This is a genomic window from Cellulomonas hominis (assembly GCF_005239125.1).
Lineage (GTDB): Bacteria > Actinomycetota > Actinomycetes > Actinomycetales > Cellulomonadaceae > Cellulomonas > Cellulomonas hominis_A.
In genome coordinates this window covers 1-13,271 of sequence record NZ_SZYE01000106.1, presented here as the reverse complement: position 1 = coordinate 13,271, position 13,271 = coordinate 1, and the positions used below count along the sequence as shown (strand labels likewise).

General features: G+C 74.6%; 12 protein-coding genes and 1 pseudogene. 10 read left to right on the top strand and 3 right to left on the bottom strand.

What is annotated here, in order from left to right:
- The first annotated feature begins 60 nt into the window (after positions 1-60).
- Both FA014_RS12845 and FA014_RS12840 read left to right on the top strand, forming a co-directional pair.
- Positions 61-939, top strand: coding sequence for an inositol monophosphatase family protein (locus FA014_RS12845; RefSeq protein ID WP_195969280.1), 879 nt, complete (start codon positions 61-63; stop codon positions 937-939).
- Between the two features lie 129 nt (positions 940-1,068).
- Positions 1,069-1,368: a DUF4193 domain-containing protein gene (locus FA014_RS12840; RefSeq protein ID WP_146835284.1), complete on the top strand. Its 300-nt coding sequence runs from the start codon at positions 1,069-1,071 to the stop codon at positions 1,366-1,368.
- A gap of 112 nt (positions 1,369-1,480) precedes the next feature.
- Here FA014_RS12840 and FA014_RS12835 read toward each other — a convergent pair whose 3' ends face one another.
- Positions 1,481-1,960, bottom strand: a complete 480-nt coding sequence (locus FA014_RS12835) for a DUF3093 domain-containing protein (protein WP_195969281.1) — start codon at positions 1,958-1,960, stop codon at positions 1,481-1,483.
- Positions 1,961-2,000: 40 nt separating this feature from the next.
- Here FA014_RS12835 and dut point away from each other — a divergent pair.
- From dut to FA014_RS12815, 4 genes and pseudogenes are all read left to right on the top strand, one after another.
- Positions 2,001-2,480, top strand: a pseudogene (gene dut, locus FA014_RS20730) (dUTP diphosphatase); the annotation flags it as partial.
- A 185-nt stretch (positions 2,481-2,665) separates the two neighbouring features.
- Positions 2,666-3,448, top strand: coding sequence for a DUF3710 domain-containing protein (locus tag FA014_RS12825; RefSeq protein WP_154730060.1), 783 nt, complete (start codon positions 2,666-2,668; stop codon positions 3,446-3,448).
- Between the two features lie 10 nt (positions 3,449-3,458).
- On the top strand, positions 3,459-3,827 hold the full coding sequence (locus FA014_RS12820; RefSeq protein ID WP_154730065.1) for an OB-fold nucleic acid binding domain-containing protein: 369 nt from the start codon (positions 3,459-3,461) through the stop codon (positions 3,825-3,827).
- Between the two features lie 94 nt (positions 3,828-3,921).
- Positions 3,922-4,596, top strand: a complete 675-nt coding sequence (locus FA014_RS12815) for a DUF3159 domain-containing protein (RefSeq protein ID WP_154730064.1) — start codon at positions 3,922-3,924, stop codon at positions 4,594-4,596.
- Here FA014_RS12815 and FA014_RS12810 read toward each other — a convergent pair.
- Positions 4,505-5,203, bottom strand: a complete 699-nt coding sequence (locus FA014_RS12810) for a potassium channel family protein (protein ID WP_154730059.1) — start codon at positions 5,201-5,203, stop codon at positions 4,505-4,507. The two genes, FA014_RS12815 and FA014_RS12810, sit on opposite strands and share 92 nt — an antisense overlap.
- Positions 5,200-5,850 carry a potassium channel family protein gene (locus FA014_RS12805; protein WP_154730063.1) on the bottom strand — a complete coding sequence of 217 codons (651 nt, stop codon included), beginning with the start codon at positions 5,848-5,850 and terminating at the stop codon, positions 5,200-5,202. The genes FA014_RS12810 and FA014_RS12805 overlap by 4 nt, the downstream gene beginning before the upstream one ends.
- 115 nt (positions 5,851-5,965) lie before the next feature.
- Here FA014_RS12805 and FA014_RS12800 point away from each other — a divergent pair, with 115 nt between their 5' ends.
- From FA014_RS12800 to FA014_RS12785, 4 genes are all read left to right on the top strand, one after another.
- Positions 5,966-7,969 carry an APC family permease gene (locus FA014_RS12800; RefSeq protein ID WP_154730058.1) on the top strand — a complete coding sequence of 668 codons (2,004 nt, stop codon included), beginning with the start codon at positions 5,966-5,968 and terminating at the stop codon, positions 7,967-7,969.
- Positions 7,959-9,251 (top strand): class I SAM-dependent RNA methyltransferase, encoded by a 1,293-nt coding sequence (locus tag FA014_RS12795; protein ID WP_154730057.1) that lies wholly within the window; start codon positions 7,959-7,961, stop codon positions 9,249-9,251. Before FA014_RS12800 ends, FA014_RS12795 begins: the two co-directional genes overlap by 11 nt.
- Positions 9,252-9,499: 248 nt before the next feature.
- Positions 9,500-9,685: a translation initiation factor 2 gene (locus FA014_RS12790; protein ID WP_154730056.1), complete on the top strand. Its 186-nt coding sequence runs from the start codon at positions 9,500-9,502 to the stop codon at positions 9,683-9,685.
- Positions 9,686-9,913: 228 nt separating this feature from the next.
- Complete coding sequence (locus FA014_RS12785) at positions 9,914-12,724, top strand: aconitate hydratase (RefSeq protein WP_154730055.1); 2,811 nt, start codon at positions 9,914-9,916, stop codon at positions 12,722-12,724.
- The last annotated feature ends 547 nt before the right edge of the window (positions 12,725-13,271 follow it).

The following is a 13,271-nucleotide window of genomic DNA, read 5'->3' as shown; positions in this document are numbered from 1 at the left end:
GCGGGCGACCGGGCGCCTCCTGACCGCCCCGCGCGCCCGCTCCTCGGGCAGGATGGCCCCGTGACGAGCGCACCCGAGCCCACTCCCGCGACCCCCGCCGCCGACCCCGCCCCGCTGCCGGACCCCGCCGAGGTCCGCGCCCTCACCGAGCTCGCCGAGCGCCTCGCGCGGTCCGCGGGCGACCTGATCCGGACCACGAGCCCCGAGCGGGTCCAGGTCGCCGCCACCAAGTCCAGCGACGTCGACCCGGTCACCGCGATGGACCTCGCCTCGGAGAACCACCTGCGCGCGCTGCTCGCCGAGCACCGGCCGCACGACGGCGTCCTGGGGGAGGAGCACGGGCTCGAGCCGGGGACCAGCGGCCTCACCTGGGTGCTGGACCCGATCGACGGCACCGTGAACTACCTGTACGGCGTGCCCGCGTTCGCGGTGTCCGTCGGCGTCGTGGCCGGCGACCCCGACCCCGAGCGGTGGACGCCGGTCGCCGGCTGCGTGCACGCCGTCGCCGACGGCCGGACCTACACGGCCGGGCGCGGGCAGGGCGCGTTCCGCGACGGCCGCCGGCTCGAGGTCAACCCGGCCCGACCGCTCGCCACGTCGTTGATCGGCACCGGGTTCGGCTACCGCGCGGAGCGGCGCCGGGCGCAGGGCCGGGTGCTCGCGGCGCTGCTGCCGCAGGTGCGTGACATCCGGCGCATCGGCTCCGCCGCCCTGGACCTGTGCCGGGTGGCCGAGGGCTCGCTCGACGCGCACTACGAGCGCGGCCTCAACCCGTGGGACCTCGCGGCCGGCCAGATCATCGCGATCGAGGCGGGTGCGCAGGTCAGCGGCCTGCGGGGCCGGCCGGCGGGCGTCGAGATGTCCGTCGTCGGGCCCGCCGCGACGGTGCACGGGCTGGCCACGCTGCTCGCCGGGCTGGGCGCCGACGCGGACGACTGAGCCCGGTGTGCACCGCGCTCCGAAATGAGGCACAATCCGGGGCGCCCGACCGGGAACAAACGGCGACCCCCGTTCGCTTGATCCCGCGTACGCCGATCCCGACCACCAGACGGAGCGTGACCACACCACATGGCAACCGACTACGACGCCCCGCGCAAGACCGAGGAGGACCTCAGCGAGGACTCGCTGCAGGAGCTCCAGGCCCGGCGCTCCGACAAGAACTCGGGCGTGGTGGACGAGGACGAGACCGAAGCGGCCGAGGGGTTCGAGCTCCCGGGCGCGGACCTGTCGGGCGAGGAGCTCTCGGTCCGGGTGCTGCCGCGACAGGCCGACGAGTTCACCTGCTCGAAGTGCTTCCTGGTCCACCACCGCAGCCAGCTCGCCTACGAGAAGGACGGCATGCCCGTCTGCTCGGAGTGCGCGGCCTGAGCTGCAGTCCGGGCGCGCCGCCCGCCCGAGCGGGCGCGGCGCGCCCCACCCAGCCGTCACGACGCCGGCCGGACCCCCGTGGTCCGGCCGGCGTCGTCGTCCCCGGGCCCGCTCAGGCGGCCGGCGCGGCGTCGGGGCTGCCGGCGCCGCCGCCGAGCGCGGCCACCAGGTCCGCCGGACGCCGGGTCGACACCACCCAGTACGGCGTCGGGTCCGCCGGGTCGGCCAGCTCGACGCGCACCGCGGTCCGCACCCAGCCGCGCAGGCACACGTGCGCACGCGCGTCCAGGCCCGGGCCGAGCTCGTGCCGGGTCTGGTCGGCGTCCAGCGCGCGCGGCGCCCGCAGCAGGGACAGCGGGACGTGCGCGTCGCCGGCGTGCAGCTCGCCGTCCGCCACCCGCACGCGGGTGGCCAGCCCCGCGGCCGCCAGCCCGACCGCGACCAGGCCCAGGCCCGCGCCGACCGCCGCGGCCACCGGCGACAGGGGCAGCAGCACGATGCCGATCATCGCGGCCAGGGCGGGCACGGCGACCCAGCCGGCGGGGGAGGGCCAGAGGCGCTCGGCGAAGGCGGGGGCGGTCGTCGTCTGCACGCCCCCAGCATCCCACCTGCGGCGGGTAGGGTCGGGGCCCGTGACGGACGACGCGCCCGCCTCCGCGGCCCCCGAGACCCTGACCATCCTGCTGCACCGCCTCGACGACGGCGTGCCCGTCCCGGCGTACGCGCACCCCGGCGACGCCGGCGCGGACCTGGTGACCCGGGTGGACGCCACGATCGAGCCCGGCGAGCGGGTCACCGTGCCGACCGGCGTCGCGATCGCGCTGCCCGAGGGCTACGCCGCCTTCGTGCACCCGCGCTCCGGCCTCGCCGCGCGGCACGGCCTCACGATCGTGAACGCCCCCGGCACCGTGGACGCGGGCTACCGCGGCGAGATCGCGGTCACCCTGCTGAACACCGACGCGCGCGAGCCCGTCGTGCTGCACCGCGGCGACCGCGTGGCCCAGCTGGTGATCCAGCGCGTCGAGCGCGCGCTGTTCGTCGAGGCGGACGAGCTGCCGGACTCGGTCCGGGGGACCGGCGGTTTCGGGTCCAGCGGCGGCTGGCGCGCGGCGGGCGGTCCCGCGGCCGCCGCCGGGGCGCCCACCGACGCGGCCGACCCGGCCACCGAGGCCGGCGCCGCGCGCACCGCTGCGCCCGCGGCGGACACGCAGGCGGCCCGCTAGGTGGTCCGTCCGGTGCGGACTATCGTGGAGACGACAGCGCCCGCGACGCGGGCGACCCGGGGAAGGGACTGAGGGTGGCGCTATTCCGGCGCGGTGCGAAGGATCGCACCGCCCAGGACGAGACCGCGGCCGGCGTCGACGCAGCCGAGGGGGCCGCCGACCCGGTGACCGCCGCGGGTGACGCGCCCGCGGTGCAGGACGCGACCCCGGAGGACCCGGCCCCGGCCGCCGTCGACCGGTCCGCCGGCCCCTGGGACGCGGGCGAGGAGATCCCGCCCGGCCCGCGGGTCGACCTGGGCGCCCTGCGGCTGCCCGGCGTGCACGGCATGGAGCTGCGCATGGAGATCGACAAGAAGTCCGGCGCCGTGACGGCCGTCGGCGTGACGGTCGACGGCTCGACCCTGCAGATGCAGGCGTTCGCGGCACCGCGCACCGAGGGCATCTGGGACGAGATCCGCCAGGAGATCGGCGAGTCCGTGCGCAAGCAGGGCGGCGCCGTCGACGACGTGCCCGGCCCGTTCGGCCGCGAGCTGCTCGCCCGCCTGCCCGTCCGCACCCCCGAGGGCCGCACCGGCCACCGGCCCGCGCGGTTCGTCGGGGTCGACGGCCCCCGCTGGTTCCTGCGCGGCGTCATCACCGGCCGCGCCGCGGTGGACGAGGAGGCCGCCGGCACCCTCGAGGACCTGTTCCGCCGGACCGTCGTCGTGCGCGGCACCGAGGCCCGCGCCCCGCGCGACCTGCTCGCGCTCACCCTGCCGCACCAGGCCGACGGCACGCCGGTCCAGCCGGCCGCCACCCAGGCCGCCCCCACGTTCGACCCGCTGAAGCGCGGGCCGGAGATCACGGAGATCCGCTGACATGTCGCCGCTGTCGCTGCGGGAGGGCCTGCGCAGGGCCGTCGCCTCGCAGGAGGAGATCGAGGCCTCGGAGGAGCGGGAGGACGCGGTCCGCGCGACGGGCTGCACGCCCGTCGACCAGACCCCGGACCGGCACCGCGCCAAGGTGTCCGGCGTGATCCGCTCCGTCGTGCTGCGCCCGCGCCAGGGCGTGCCGGCGCTGGAGGCGGACCTGTACGACGGCAGCGGCAACCTGGTGCTGGTCTGGCTCGGCCGCCGCGAGATCGCCGGCATCGAGCCCGGCCGCCGGCTCAAGGTCGAGGGCCTGGTGTGCACCCGCGAGGGCCGGCGCTCCATGTTCAACCCCCGCTACGAGCTGCGGCCCCGTCCGGGTGAGTGAGCCGACGCCGGCCGGCGGCCAGGAGCCGCCGGTGACGCCGGACCCCGCCGTGACCCCCGCCGCCGCGCCGGAGGACGCCGTGCCCGCGAGCGGCATGCGCGCGATCGAGGCGGACAGCTTCTCCCTCGCCGAGTCCGTCGGCGGCGTCCGCGGCGCCGTCGAGTCGGTGCTGCCCGGCCTGCTGTTCGTCGTCGTGTTCGTGGCGTCCGGCCAGGAGCTGCGGCCGGCGCTGATCGCGTCGGTCGCCGCGGCCGTGCTCGCGGTCGTCGCCCGGCTCGTCCAGCGCACCCCGGTCACCCAGGCGCTGTCCGGCGTGCTCGGGGTCGGCATCGGCGTCGTGTGGGCGTGGCGCACCGGTGACGCCAGCGACTACTTCGCGTGGGGCCTGCTCACCAACGTCGCGTACCTGCTCGCGTTCGTCGTGTCGGTCCTGGTCCGCTGGCCGCTGGTCGGCGTGGTGCTCGGCCTGTTCCGCGGCGACGGCCCGTTGTCCGAGCAGGGCTCGTGGGCCGGTGCCCTCACCTGGCGCAGGGACCCGGCGCTGCTGCGCCGGTACTCCCTCGTCACCTGGCTGTGGGCCGGCATGTTCGCCGCCCGGCTCGTGGTGCAGGTGCCGCTCTACTACGCCGACGAGGTCGCCTGGCTCGGCACCGCGAAGCTCGTCATGGGCGTGCCGCTCACGGCGCTGGTGCTGTGGGCGAGCTGGATCCTGGTACGCGGCTCGACAGCAGCGCGGCCAGCTCCGTCTCCGACGCGTCCCGCCCCGTGACGAAGAGCAGCTCGTCGCCGCCCTCGAGGGTGTCGTCCCCGGACGGCTGGAACGGCCGGTCGTCGCGCACGACCGCCGCGAGCACCGTGTCGGCCGGCCAGCCGATCTGACCGACCAGCGAGCCGGCCAGCGGCGAGTCGTCGGGCAGGGTGAGCTCGAGGATGTCCGCGCCGGACTGGTGGAACGTGAAGATCCGCACCAGGTCGCCGACGGAGACGGCCTCCTCGATCATCGCCGTCATGATCCGCGGGGTGGAGACGGCGACGTCCACGCCCCACGCCTCGTCGAACATCCACTCGTTCTTCGGGTTGTTCACCCGGGCGACCGTGCGCGGCACGCCGTACTCGGTCTTCGCGAGCAGGGAGATGACCAGGTTCGCCTTGTCGTCGCCCGTCGCGGCCACGACCACGTCGCACTCGTCCGTCCGCGCCTGGGTCAGGGTGGGCAGCTCGCACGCGTCGGCCAGCAGCCAGTCGGCGTCGGCGACCTGCGCGACGCGCATGGCCGAGGGCTGGCGGTCGATCAGCGTGACCTCGTGCCCGTTCGCGAGCAGCTCGCGCGCGATGGAGCGGCCGACCGAGCCTGCTCCGGCGATGACGACCCTCACGCCTGCACCTCCGGTGCGGCGGTGACGACGCGCTCGACGGCGGACTGCTCGTCGGCGCGGAGCAGCAGGTGCACGATGTCGCTCTCCTGGAGGACGGTCTGCGCGTCGGGCAGCAGCCCGTCGCCGTAGCGGGTGAGGTAGGCGACGCGCGCGCCGGCGGCCTCCTCGAGCAGCCGGAGCGGCTTGCCGACCCAGCCGTGGTGCACGTCGACCTCGGACAGGCTGATCTTCCCCGACGCGTCGGTGAACTGGCTGGTCGCGCCCATGGGCAGCAGCCGGCGCAGCACCTGGTCGGCGGTCCACCGCACGGTGGCGACCGTCGGGATGCCGAGCCGCTGGTAGATCTCCGCGCGGTGCGGGTCGTAGATCCGGGCGACGACGTTCTCGACGCCGAACGTCTCGCGCACCACGCGGGCGGCGAGGATGTTCGAGTTGTCGCCGTCGGACACCGCGGCGAAGCCGAACGCGTCGTCGATGCCCGCCTGGCGCAGCGTGTCCCGGTCGAAGCCGAGGCCCGTGACCTTGCTGCCCGCGAACTCGGCGTCGAGCCGCCGGAACGAGTCCGGGTTCTGGTCGATCACCGCGACGGAGTGCCCGTGGGCCTCCAGCGACTGCGCGAGCGTGGCGCCGGCGCGGCCGCAGCCCATGATGACGAAGTGCACAACGCGGAACGGTATACCCCGCGCGGACCCGGGAGCACGCCGGTGGTCCCGGGTCGGGTCCGGTGCCGGATCGGCCGCGGTGCGCCTAGCATGGTCGCTCGTGCCGGATCTCGCGGATGCCGCCAAACGCTTGCTGCTCGGACGACCGGTCCGCAGCGAGAACTTGGGGCACACCCTCCTCCCGAAGCGGATCGCCCTGCCGATCTTCGCGTCGGACGCCCTGTCCTCCGTCGCCTACGCCCCGGACGAGGTGCTGCTGACGCTCGCCCTGGCCGGGGTGAGCGCGACCGTCATCTCTCCGTGGGTCGGCCTGGCCGTCGTCATCGTGATGATCACCGTCATCGCGTCGTACCGGCAGAACGTGCACGCCTACCCCTCGGGCGGCGGGGACTACGAGGTCGCCACCGTGAACCTCGGGCCCCGGGCCGGGGTGACCGTCGCCAGCGCGCTGCTCGTCGACTACGTCCTCACCGTCGCCGTGTCCGTGTCCTCCGGCGCGCAGTACGCGGCGTCGGCCATCCCGGCGCTGCGCGGGCACGAGGCGCTGGTCGCCGTGGTGGTCGTCGTGCTGCTCACCCTCGCGAACCTGCGCGGCGTCCGGGAGTCCGGCAACGCGTTCGCGATCCCGGTGTACCTCTACATGCTCGCCGTGGGCAGCACCGCGGTCTTCGGCTTCGTGCAGTACCTCTCGGGGGACCTGCAGCCCGCGGCGTCGAGCGCGCTCACCGTCGTCCCGGCCGAGGGGTTCGACCAGGGGCTGGCGGGCGCCGCCGGGGCGTTCCTCGTGCTGCGCGCCTTCGCGTCCGGCTCCGCCGCCCTCACCGGCGTCGAGGCGATCAGCAACGGCGTGCCGTCGTTCCGCAAGCCCAAGTCGAAGAACGCCGCGACCACCCTGCTCATGCTCGGCGGGCTGTCGGTGTTCCTCATCATGTCGATCCTCACGCTCGCCCGGCTCACCGGCGTGCACTACGTCGAGGACCCGTCGACCCAGCTGCTGGACCACGGCGTGCCGGTCGGGCAGGACTACGTCCAGGACCCGGTCATCGGGCAGCTCGCGCAGACGATCTTCCACTCGTTCCCGCCGGCGTTCTACCTGGTGTCGGTCGTCACCGGCCTCATCCTCATCCTCGCCGCGAACACGGCGTTCAACGGGTTCCCGGTGCTCGGCTCGATCCTGGCGAAGGACGGCTACCTGCCCCGCCAGCTGCACACCCGGGGCGACCGGCTCGCCTTCTCCAACGGGATCATCGCGCTCGCCGCGGGCGCGATCGCGCTCATCCTGGCCTTCGACGCCCAGGTCACCCGGCTCATCCAGCTGTACATCGTGGGCGTCTTCGTGTCGTTCACCCTGTCCCAGCTCGGCATGATCAAGCACTGGACCCGCGAGCTGCGCACCCAGCCCGACCCCGAGCGGCGCCGGCAGATGCTCCGGTCCCGGGTCATCAACGGGATCGGCTTCGGCATGACCGCGACGGTGCTGGTCATCGTGCTGATCACCAAGTTCACGCACGGCGCGTGGATCGCGATCCTCGCGATGATCATCGTGTTCATCGGCATGCAGGGGATCCGCCGGCACTACGACGCCGTCCGCGCGGAGCTCGCGCTGGGCGCCGACCCCGCCGCCGCGCGGGCGCTGCCCAGCCGGGTGCACGCCATCGTGCTCGTCTCCCACCTGCACCGGCCGACCATGCGCGCGCTGGCCTACGCGCGCGCGTCCCGGCCGCAGACCATCGAGGCCGTCACCGTCGGCGTGGACCCCGAGGACGCCGGGGCGCTCCGCGAGCAGTGGGAGCAGATGGACCTGCCGGTGCCGCTGCGGATCCTCGACTCGCCGTTCCGCGAGATCACCCGGCCCGTCATCACCTACGTCCGCTCGATCCGGCGGGAGAGCCCGCGGGACCTGGTGGTCGTCTACATCCCCGAGTACGTCGTGGGCCACTGGTGGGAGCAGCTGCTGCACAACCAGAGCGCCCTGCGGCTCAAGGGGCGGCTGCTGTTCACGCCGGGCGTCGTGGTGGCGTCCGTCCCGTGGCAGCTCGCATCGACCGAAGGGCAGACCGGCATGGAGGACCACGTGCGCAGGACGATCTCCCGTGGGCTCTGAGGCGCGCGGGCGCGCGGCCGCCGACGGCGCGCCGGGCGACCTGGTCGAGCTCGAGGTCGGGCCCGTCGCGCACGGCGGGCACTGCGTCGCGCGGCTGCGGGCGGCCGGCGACGACGGCCCGGGGCGCGTCGTGTTCGTCCGGCACGCCCTGCCCGGCGAGCGCGTCGTCGCACGCCTGACCGACGCCGGGCCGACGGCGAGGTTCTGGCGCGCGGACGCGGTCGAGGTGCTCGACGCCTCGCCCGACCGCGTCGAGTCCGCGTGGCCCGAGGCGGGCCCGGGCGGCGTCGGTGGCGGCGAGCTCGCCCACGTCCGGCTCGACGCGCAGCGGGCCTGGAAGTCCGCCGTGCTGTCCGAGCAGCTCCAGCGGCTCGCGCGCGTCGAGCGGTCGGTGCCCGTGCGGGCGTTGCCCGGCGACGACGAGCGCGGCGGCCTCGGCTGGCGGACCCGCGTCGGCTTCCTCGCGGACCGCGAGGGCCGGGCCGGCATGCGCCGGTTCCGGTCGCACGAGGTCCTGCCGGTGACGGCGATGCCGCTCATGAGCGACGCCCTGGCCGAGCTCGACCTGCTCGGGCGCCGCTGGGCCCCGGGCGCGCGGATCGAGGCGGTGGCCCCCGCCGGCGGCGACACCCCGGTGGTGCTCGTCGACGACCAGCCGTTCGACCTGCGGCGCGGCAAGGCCGACCCGCGGCCCAACGCCCGGTCCGCCGTGCGCGAGCAGGTGCGGGTGGGGGAGCGGGAGTGGGCCTACCGGGTCGCCGCCGCGGGCTTCTGGCAGGTGCACCGCGAGGCGCCCGGCGCGCTGACCGGCGCCGTGCTCGACGCGCTGGGCGACGTCGACGGCGCCCGCGTGCTCGACCTGTACTCCGGCGCGGGCCTGTTCACGCTGCCCCTGGCCGACGCCGTCGGCGAGTCCGGGACCGTGGTCGCCGTCGAGGGCGACGCGCGCGCCGTGCGCGACGCCCGGCGGAACCTGCACGACCGGCCGCGGGTCGAGCTGCACGCCGGGGACGTGGCGGAGGCGCTGGCGTCGGGAGCCGCCGGACCGGGCGTCGACGCCGTCGTGCTCGACCCGCCGCGCGTCGGCGCCGGCCGGGACGTCGTCCGCGCCGTCGCCGCGCTCGCGCCCCGCCGCGTCGTGTACGTCGCCTGCGACCCGGCCGCGCTCGCGCGCGACGTGGCCTACCTCGCCGAGGAGGGCTACGCCCTGCGGGACGTCACCGGCTACGACCTGTTCCCGATGACGCACCACGTCGAGGCCGTCGCGGTCCTGGACCGCTGACCCCGCGCCCGCGCCCGCGCCGCGCCGCACCGCGCCGCCCGCGCCCTCGCGCCGCGCGCGCCTCCCCGAGATGGCAGTTCTCGGCTCTGGACGCGGCGTGGCGCGCAGCCGGGCGTCGCCATCTCGGCGGGGCCCGCCCCGCGCGGGATCCCCGCAGGTCGGGAACCCTCGCGCGGGGGGCCGCTGCGGCCTAGCGTGGGGTGCGGGCGCCGCGGCCCGTGGCGCCCGCCCACCGGAAGGAGCCGACGATGACGACACCGCACGAGGGTGACGCCCGCGAGTCCGCCGCCGAGGCGACGCGCCGCGTGGCCGAGGCCAGCCGCCGCGCGACCGCCGAGCTGCACAAGCAGGGCACCCCGGACTACGACCCCCGGCAGCACCAGAAGGCCGTCGAGCGCGAGCGGCGGGCCGCCGAGGGCGTGACCGGGGACTGACGCCCGGCCCGCGCCCGACCCGCCGCGCGCCCGCGCGGCCCGGCGTGACCGCCCGCGAGGTCGGCGCGCCGGGCCGCGCGGGCGCTCGGCGTCCGTCGCCTGATCGGGGTAGGATGTATCTCGACATCAAGATACTTTGGCGGACCGCCGCCGGGGCGACCGGCCCCGGGGCGGACCGCCGCCGCGGCCGTCCCCCAGCGGCCGGACTCGCCAACGAAGGAGCCAGAAGTGAGCAGCGTCGACAGCTTCGGGTCGAAGGCCCGGCTGCAGGTCGGGGACGACACCTACGAGATCTTCCGGCTGGACGCGGTCCCCGGGACGGAGAAGCTGCCGTACAGCCTCAAGGTGCTCGCCGAGAACCTGCTGCGGACCGAGGACGGCGCGAACATCACCGCCGACCACGTGCGCGCCCTCGCCGCGTGGGACCCGTCCGCCGAGCCGGACACCGAGATCCAGTTCACCCCCGCCCGCGTGATCATGCAGGACTTCACCGGCGTGCCCTGCGTCGTCGACCTCGCCACGATGCGCGAGGCCATGGTCGACCTCGGCGGCGACCCCACGCGGATCAACCCGCTGGCGCCCGCCGAGCTCGTCATCGACCACTCCGTGCAGATCGACGTGTTCGGGCGCGAGGACGCGTTCCGCCGCAACGTCGAGATCGAGTACCAGCGCAACCACGAGCGCTACCAGTTCCTCCGCTGGGGCCAGACGGCCTTCGACGACTTCAAGGTCGTCCCCCCGGGCACCGGCATCGTGCACCAGGTCAACATCGAGTACCTGGCGCGCGGGATCATGACCCGCGAGGTGGACGGCGCGCTGCGCGCGTACCCCGACACCTGCGTCGGCACCGACTCGCACACCACGATGGTCAACGGCCTCGGCGTGCTGGGCTGGGGCGTCGGCGGCATCGAGGCCGAGGCGGCCATGCTCGGCCAGCCGGTCTCGATGCTCATCCCGCGCGTCGTCGGCTTCAAGCTCACCGGCTCGATCCCGTCCGGCGTGACCGCGACCGACGTCGTGCTCACCATCACCCAGCAGCTGCGCCAGCACGGCGTGGTGGGCAAGTTCGTCGAGTTCTACGGCGAGGGCGTGGCCCAGGTCCCGCTCGCCAACCGCGCGACGATCGGCAACATGTCGCCGGAGTTCGGCTCCACCTGCGCGATCTTCCCGATCGACGACGTCACCCTCGACTACCTGCGCCTGACCGGCCGCTCCGAGCAGCAGCTCGCGCTCGTCGAGGCGTACGCCAAGGAGCAGGGTCTCTGGCACGACCCGTCGCGCGAGCCCGCGTACTCCGAGTACCTCGAGCTCGACCTGGGCACCGTGGTCCCGTCGATCGCCGGCCCGAAGCGCCCGCAGGACCGCATCGAGCTGTCCGCGGCGAAGGAGTCGTTCGCGACCTCGATCCTGGACTACGTGTCCGACGACGAGCGCGCCGGGTTCACCGGCCTCGACGAGTCGGTCGACGAGACGTTCCCCGCCTCCGACCCGATCGCCGCGGGGGAGCACGCCGACTCCTCGGACGCGCCCGCCCACGTCGCCGCGGGCGACTCGGCGCGGCGCCCGCACAAGCGCGTGCCGGTCACCCTGGCCGACGGCACCACGTCCGAGCTCGACCACGGTGCCGTCGTGATCGCCTCGATCACGTCCTGCACCAACACGTCGAACCCGTCGGTCATGCTGGCCGCGGCGCTGCTCGCGCGGAAGGCCGTCGAGCGCGGGCTGGTGTCCAAGCCGTGGGTCAAGACCTCCATGGCCCCGGGCTCGCAGGTCGTCACGAACTACTACGAGAAGGCCGGCCTCTGGCCCTACCTCGAGAAGCTCGGCTTCCACCTGGTCGGCTACGGCTGCGCCACCTGCATCGGCAACTCCGGCCCGCTGCCCGAGGAGGTGTCCGCGGTCGTCAACGAGCACGACCTGTCGGTCGTCTCGGTGCTGTCGGGCAACCGGAACTTCGAGGGCCGCATCAACCCCGACGTCAAGATGAACTACCTGGCGTCCCCGCCGCTGGTCATCGCGTACGCCCTCGCCGGGACGATGGACTTCGACTTCGAGAACCAGCCGCTGGGCACCGACACCGAGGGGAAGCCGGTGTTCCTCGCGGACATCTGGCCCACGCCGGAGGAGGTCCAGGCGACCATCGACTCGAGCATCGACCGCTCGATGTTCGAGGCGGACTACGCCGACGTGTTCGCGGGCGACGAGCGCTGGCGCGCGCTCGACACCCCGGAGGGCGACACCTTCGCCTGGGACGCCGGGTCGACCTACGTGCGCAAGCCCCCGTACTTCGAGGGCATGGCGGCCGAACCGGCCCCCGTCGTGGACGTGTCGGGCGCGCGGGTGCTCGCGAAGCTCGGGGACTCGGTCACCACCGACCACATCAGCCCCGCGGGGTCGATCAAGGCGGACAGCCCGGCCGGCCGGTACCTGGCCGAGCACGGGGTGGAGCGCCGGGACTTCAACTCCTACGGGTCCCGCCGCGGCAACCACGAGGTGATGATCCGCGGCACCTTCGCCAACATCCGGCTGCGGAACCAGCTCGTGCCGGGCGTCGAGGGCGGGTTCACCGTGAACCATCTGACCGGCGAGCAGACGTCGATCTACGACGCCGCGCAGGCGTACGCCGAGGCCGGCGTCCCGCTCGTCATCCTGGGCGGCAAGGAGTACGGCTCCGGGTCGTCCCGCGACTGGGCGGCCAAGGGCACCGCGCTGCTGGGCGTGAAGGCGGTCATCACCGAGTCGTTCGAGCGGATCCACCGGTCGAACCTCATCGGCATGGGCGTCCTCCCGCTGCAGTTCCCGGCGGGGGAGTCGGCCGACTCGCTCGGCCTGGAGGGCACGGAGACCTTCGACATCGCCGGCATCTCCGCGCTGAACGAGGGTGCCGTCCCGCGGACGGTGCGCGTCACCGCCACCAAGGGCGACGGCTCCGTGGTCGCGTTCGACGCGGTCGTTCGGATCGACACCCCCGGCGAGGCGGACTACTACCGCAACGGCGGCATCCTGCAGTACGTGCTGCGGTCGCTCGTCGCGGCCTGACCCGCGCCCGCTCCACGACGCCCCCGTCGGCCCTGCACCGGGCCGGCGGGGGCGTCGGCGCGTGCGGGGCGTCGCCCCGTTCCCGGGTGCGAGGCCGACGTGACGGGGAGCACCCCGGCCCGGGTTTGACCCCGCGGGGCCCGGCGCGTAATGTTCTCCGAGCTGCCCGGACGGGAGGCACGGACTTCGAGGCTTCGACCCGAAGGCCGGTCCCGCAGGCAGCCACCCCCGGTACGGCCTCCAGGCGCTTCGCTGCGCCCGGCTCGTCGTGCCGGACCGGGACCTCCCGAGAGCAATGTCGTGTGAATCACGCACAAAGCACTCCGGAAAGCCTGGTAGAGTTCTGGAGGTCGAAAGCGGTGAAGAGATTCACCGAAAACGACGGACCAGAACATCTGGTAGGGTTTCGGAACGTCAGAACGGCTCGGATGAGCGGTTCGGACGGGAAAGAAGCTCTGGTAGAGTTCAGGAAAGCGGGATGCGCCGGAAGGCGCGGAACGCGGCCAGGAACTCTGGTAGATTGGAACCGAGCCTCCGGCCGGGAGCC

Coding starts and splice junctions, on each gene's coding strand:
- FA014_RS12805 (WP_154730063.1), bottom strand. CDS start 5,850: ATGGGCTGCGGCCGCGCCGGCGCCACGCTCGCGCAGTCGCTGGAGGCC.
- FA014_RS12840 (WP_146835284.1), top strand. CDS start 1,069: ATGGCAACCGACTACGACGCCCCGCGCAAGACCGAGGAGGACCTCAGC.
- FA014_RS12790 (WP_154730056.1), top strand. CDS start 9,500: ATGACGACACCGCACGAGGGTGACGCCCGCGAGTCCGCCGCCGAGGCG.
- FA014_RS12815 (WP_154730064.1), top strand. CDS start 3,922: ATGCGCGCGATCGAGGCGGACAGCTTCTCCCTCGCCGAGTCCGTCGGC.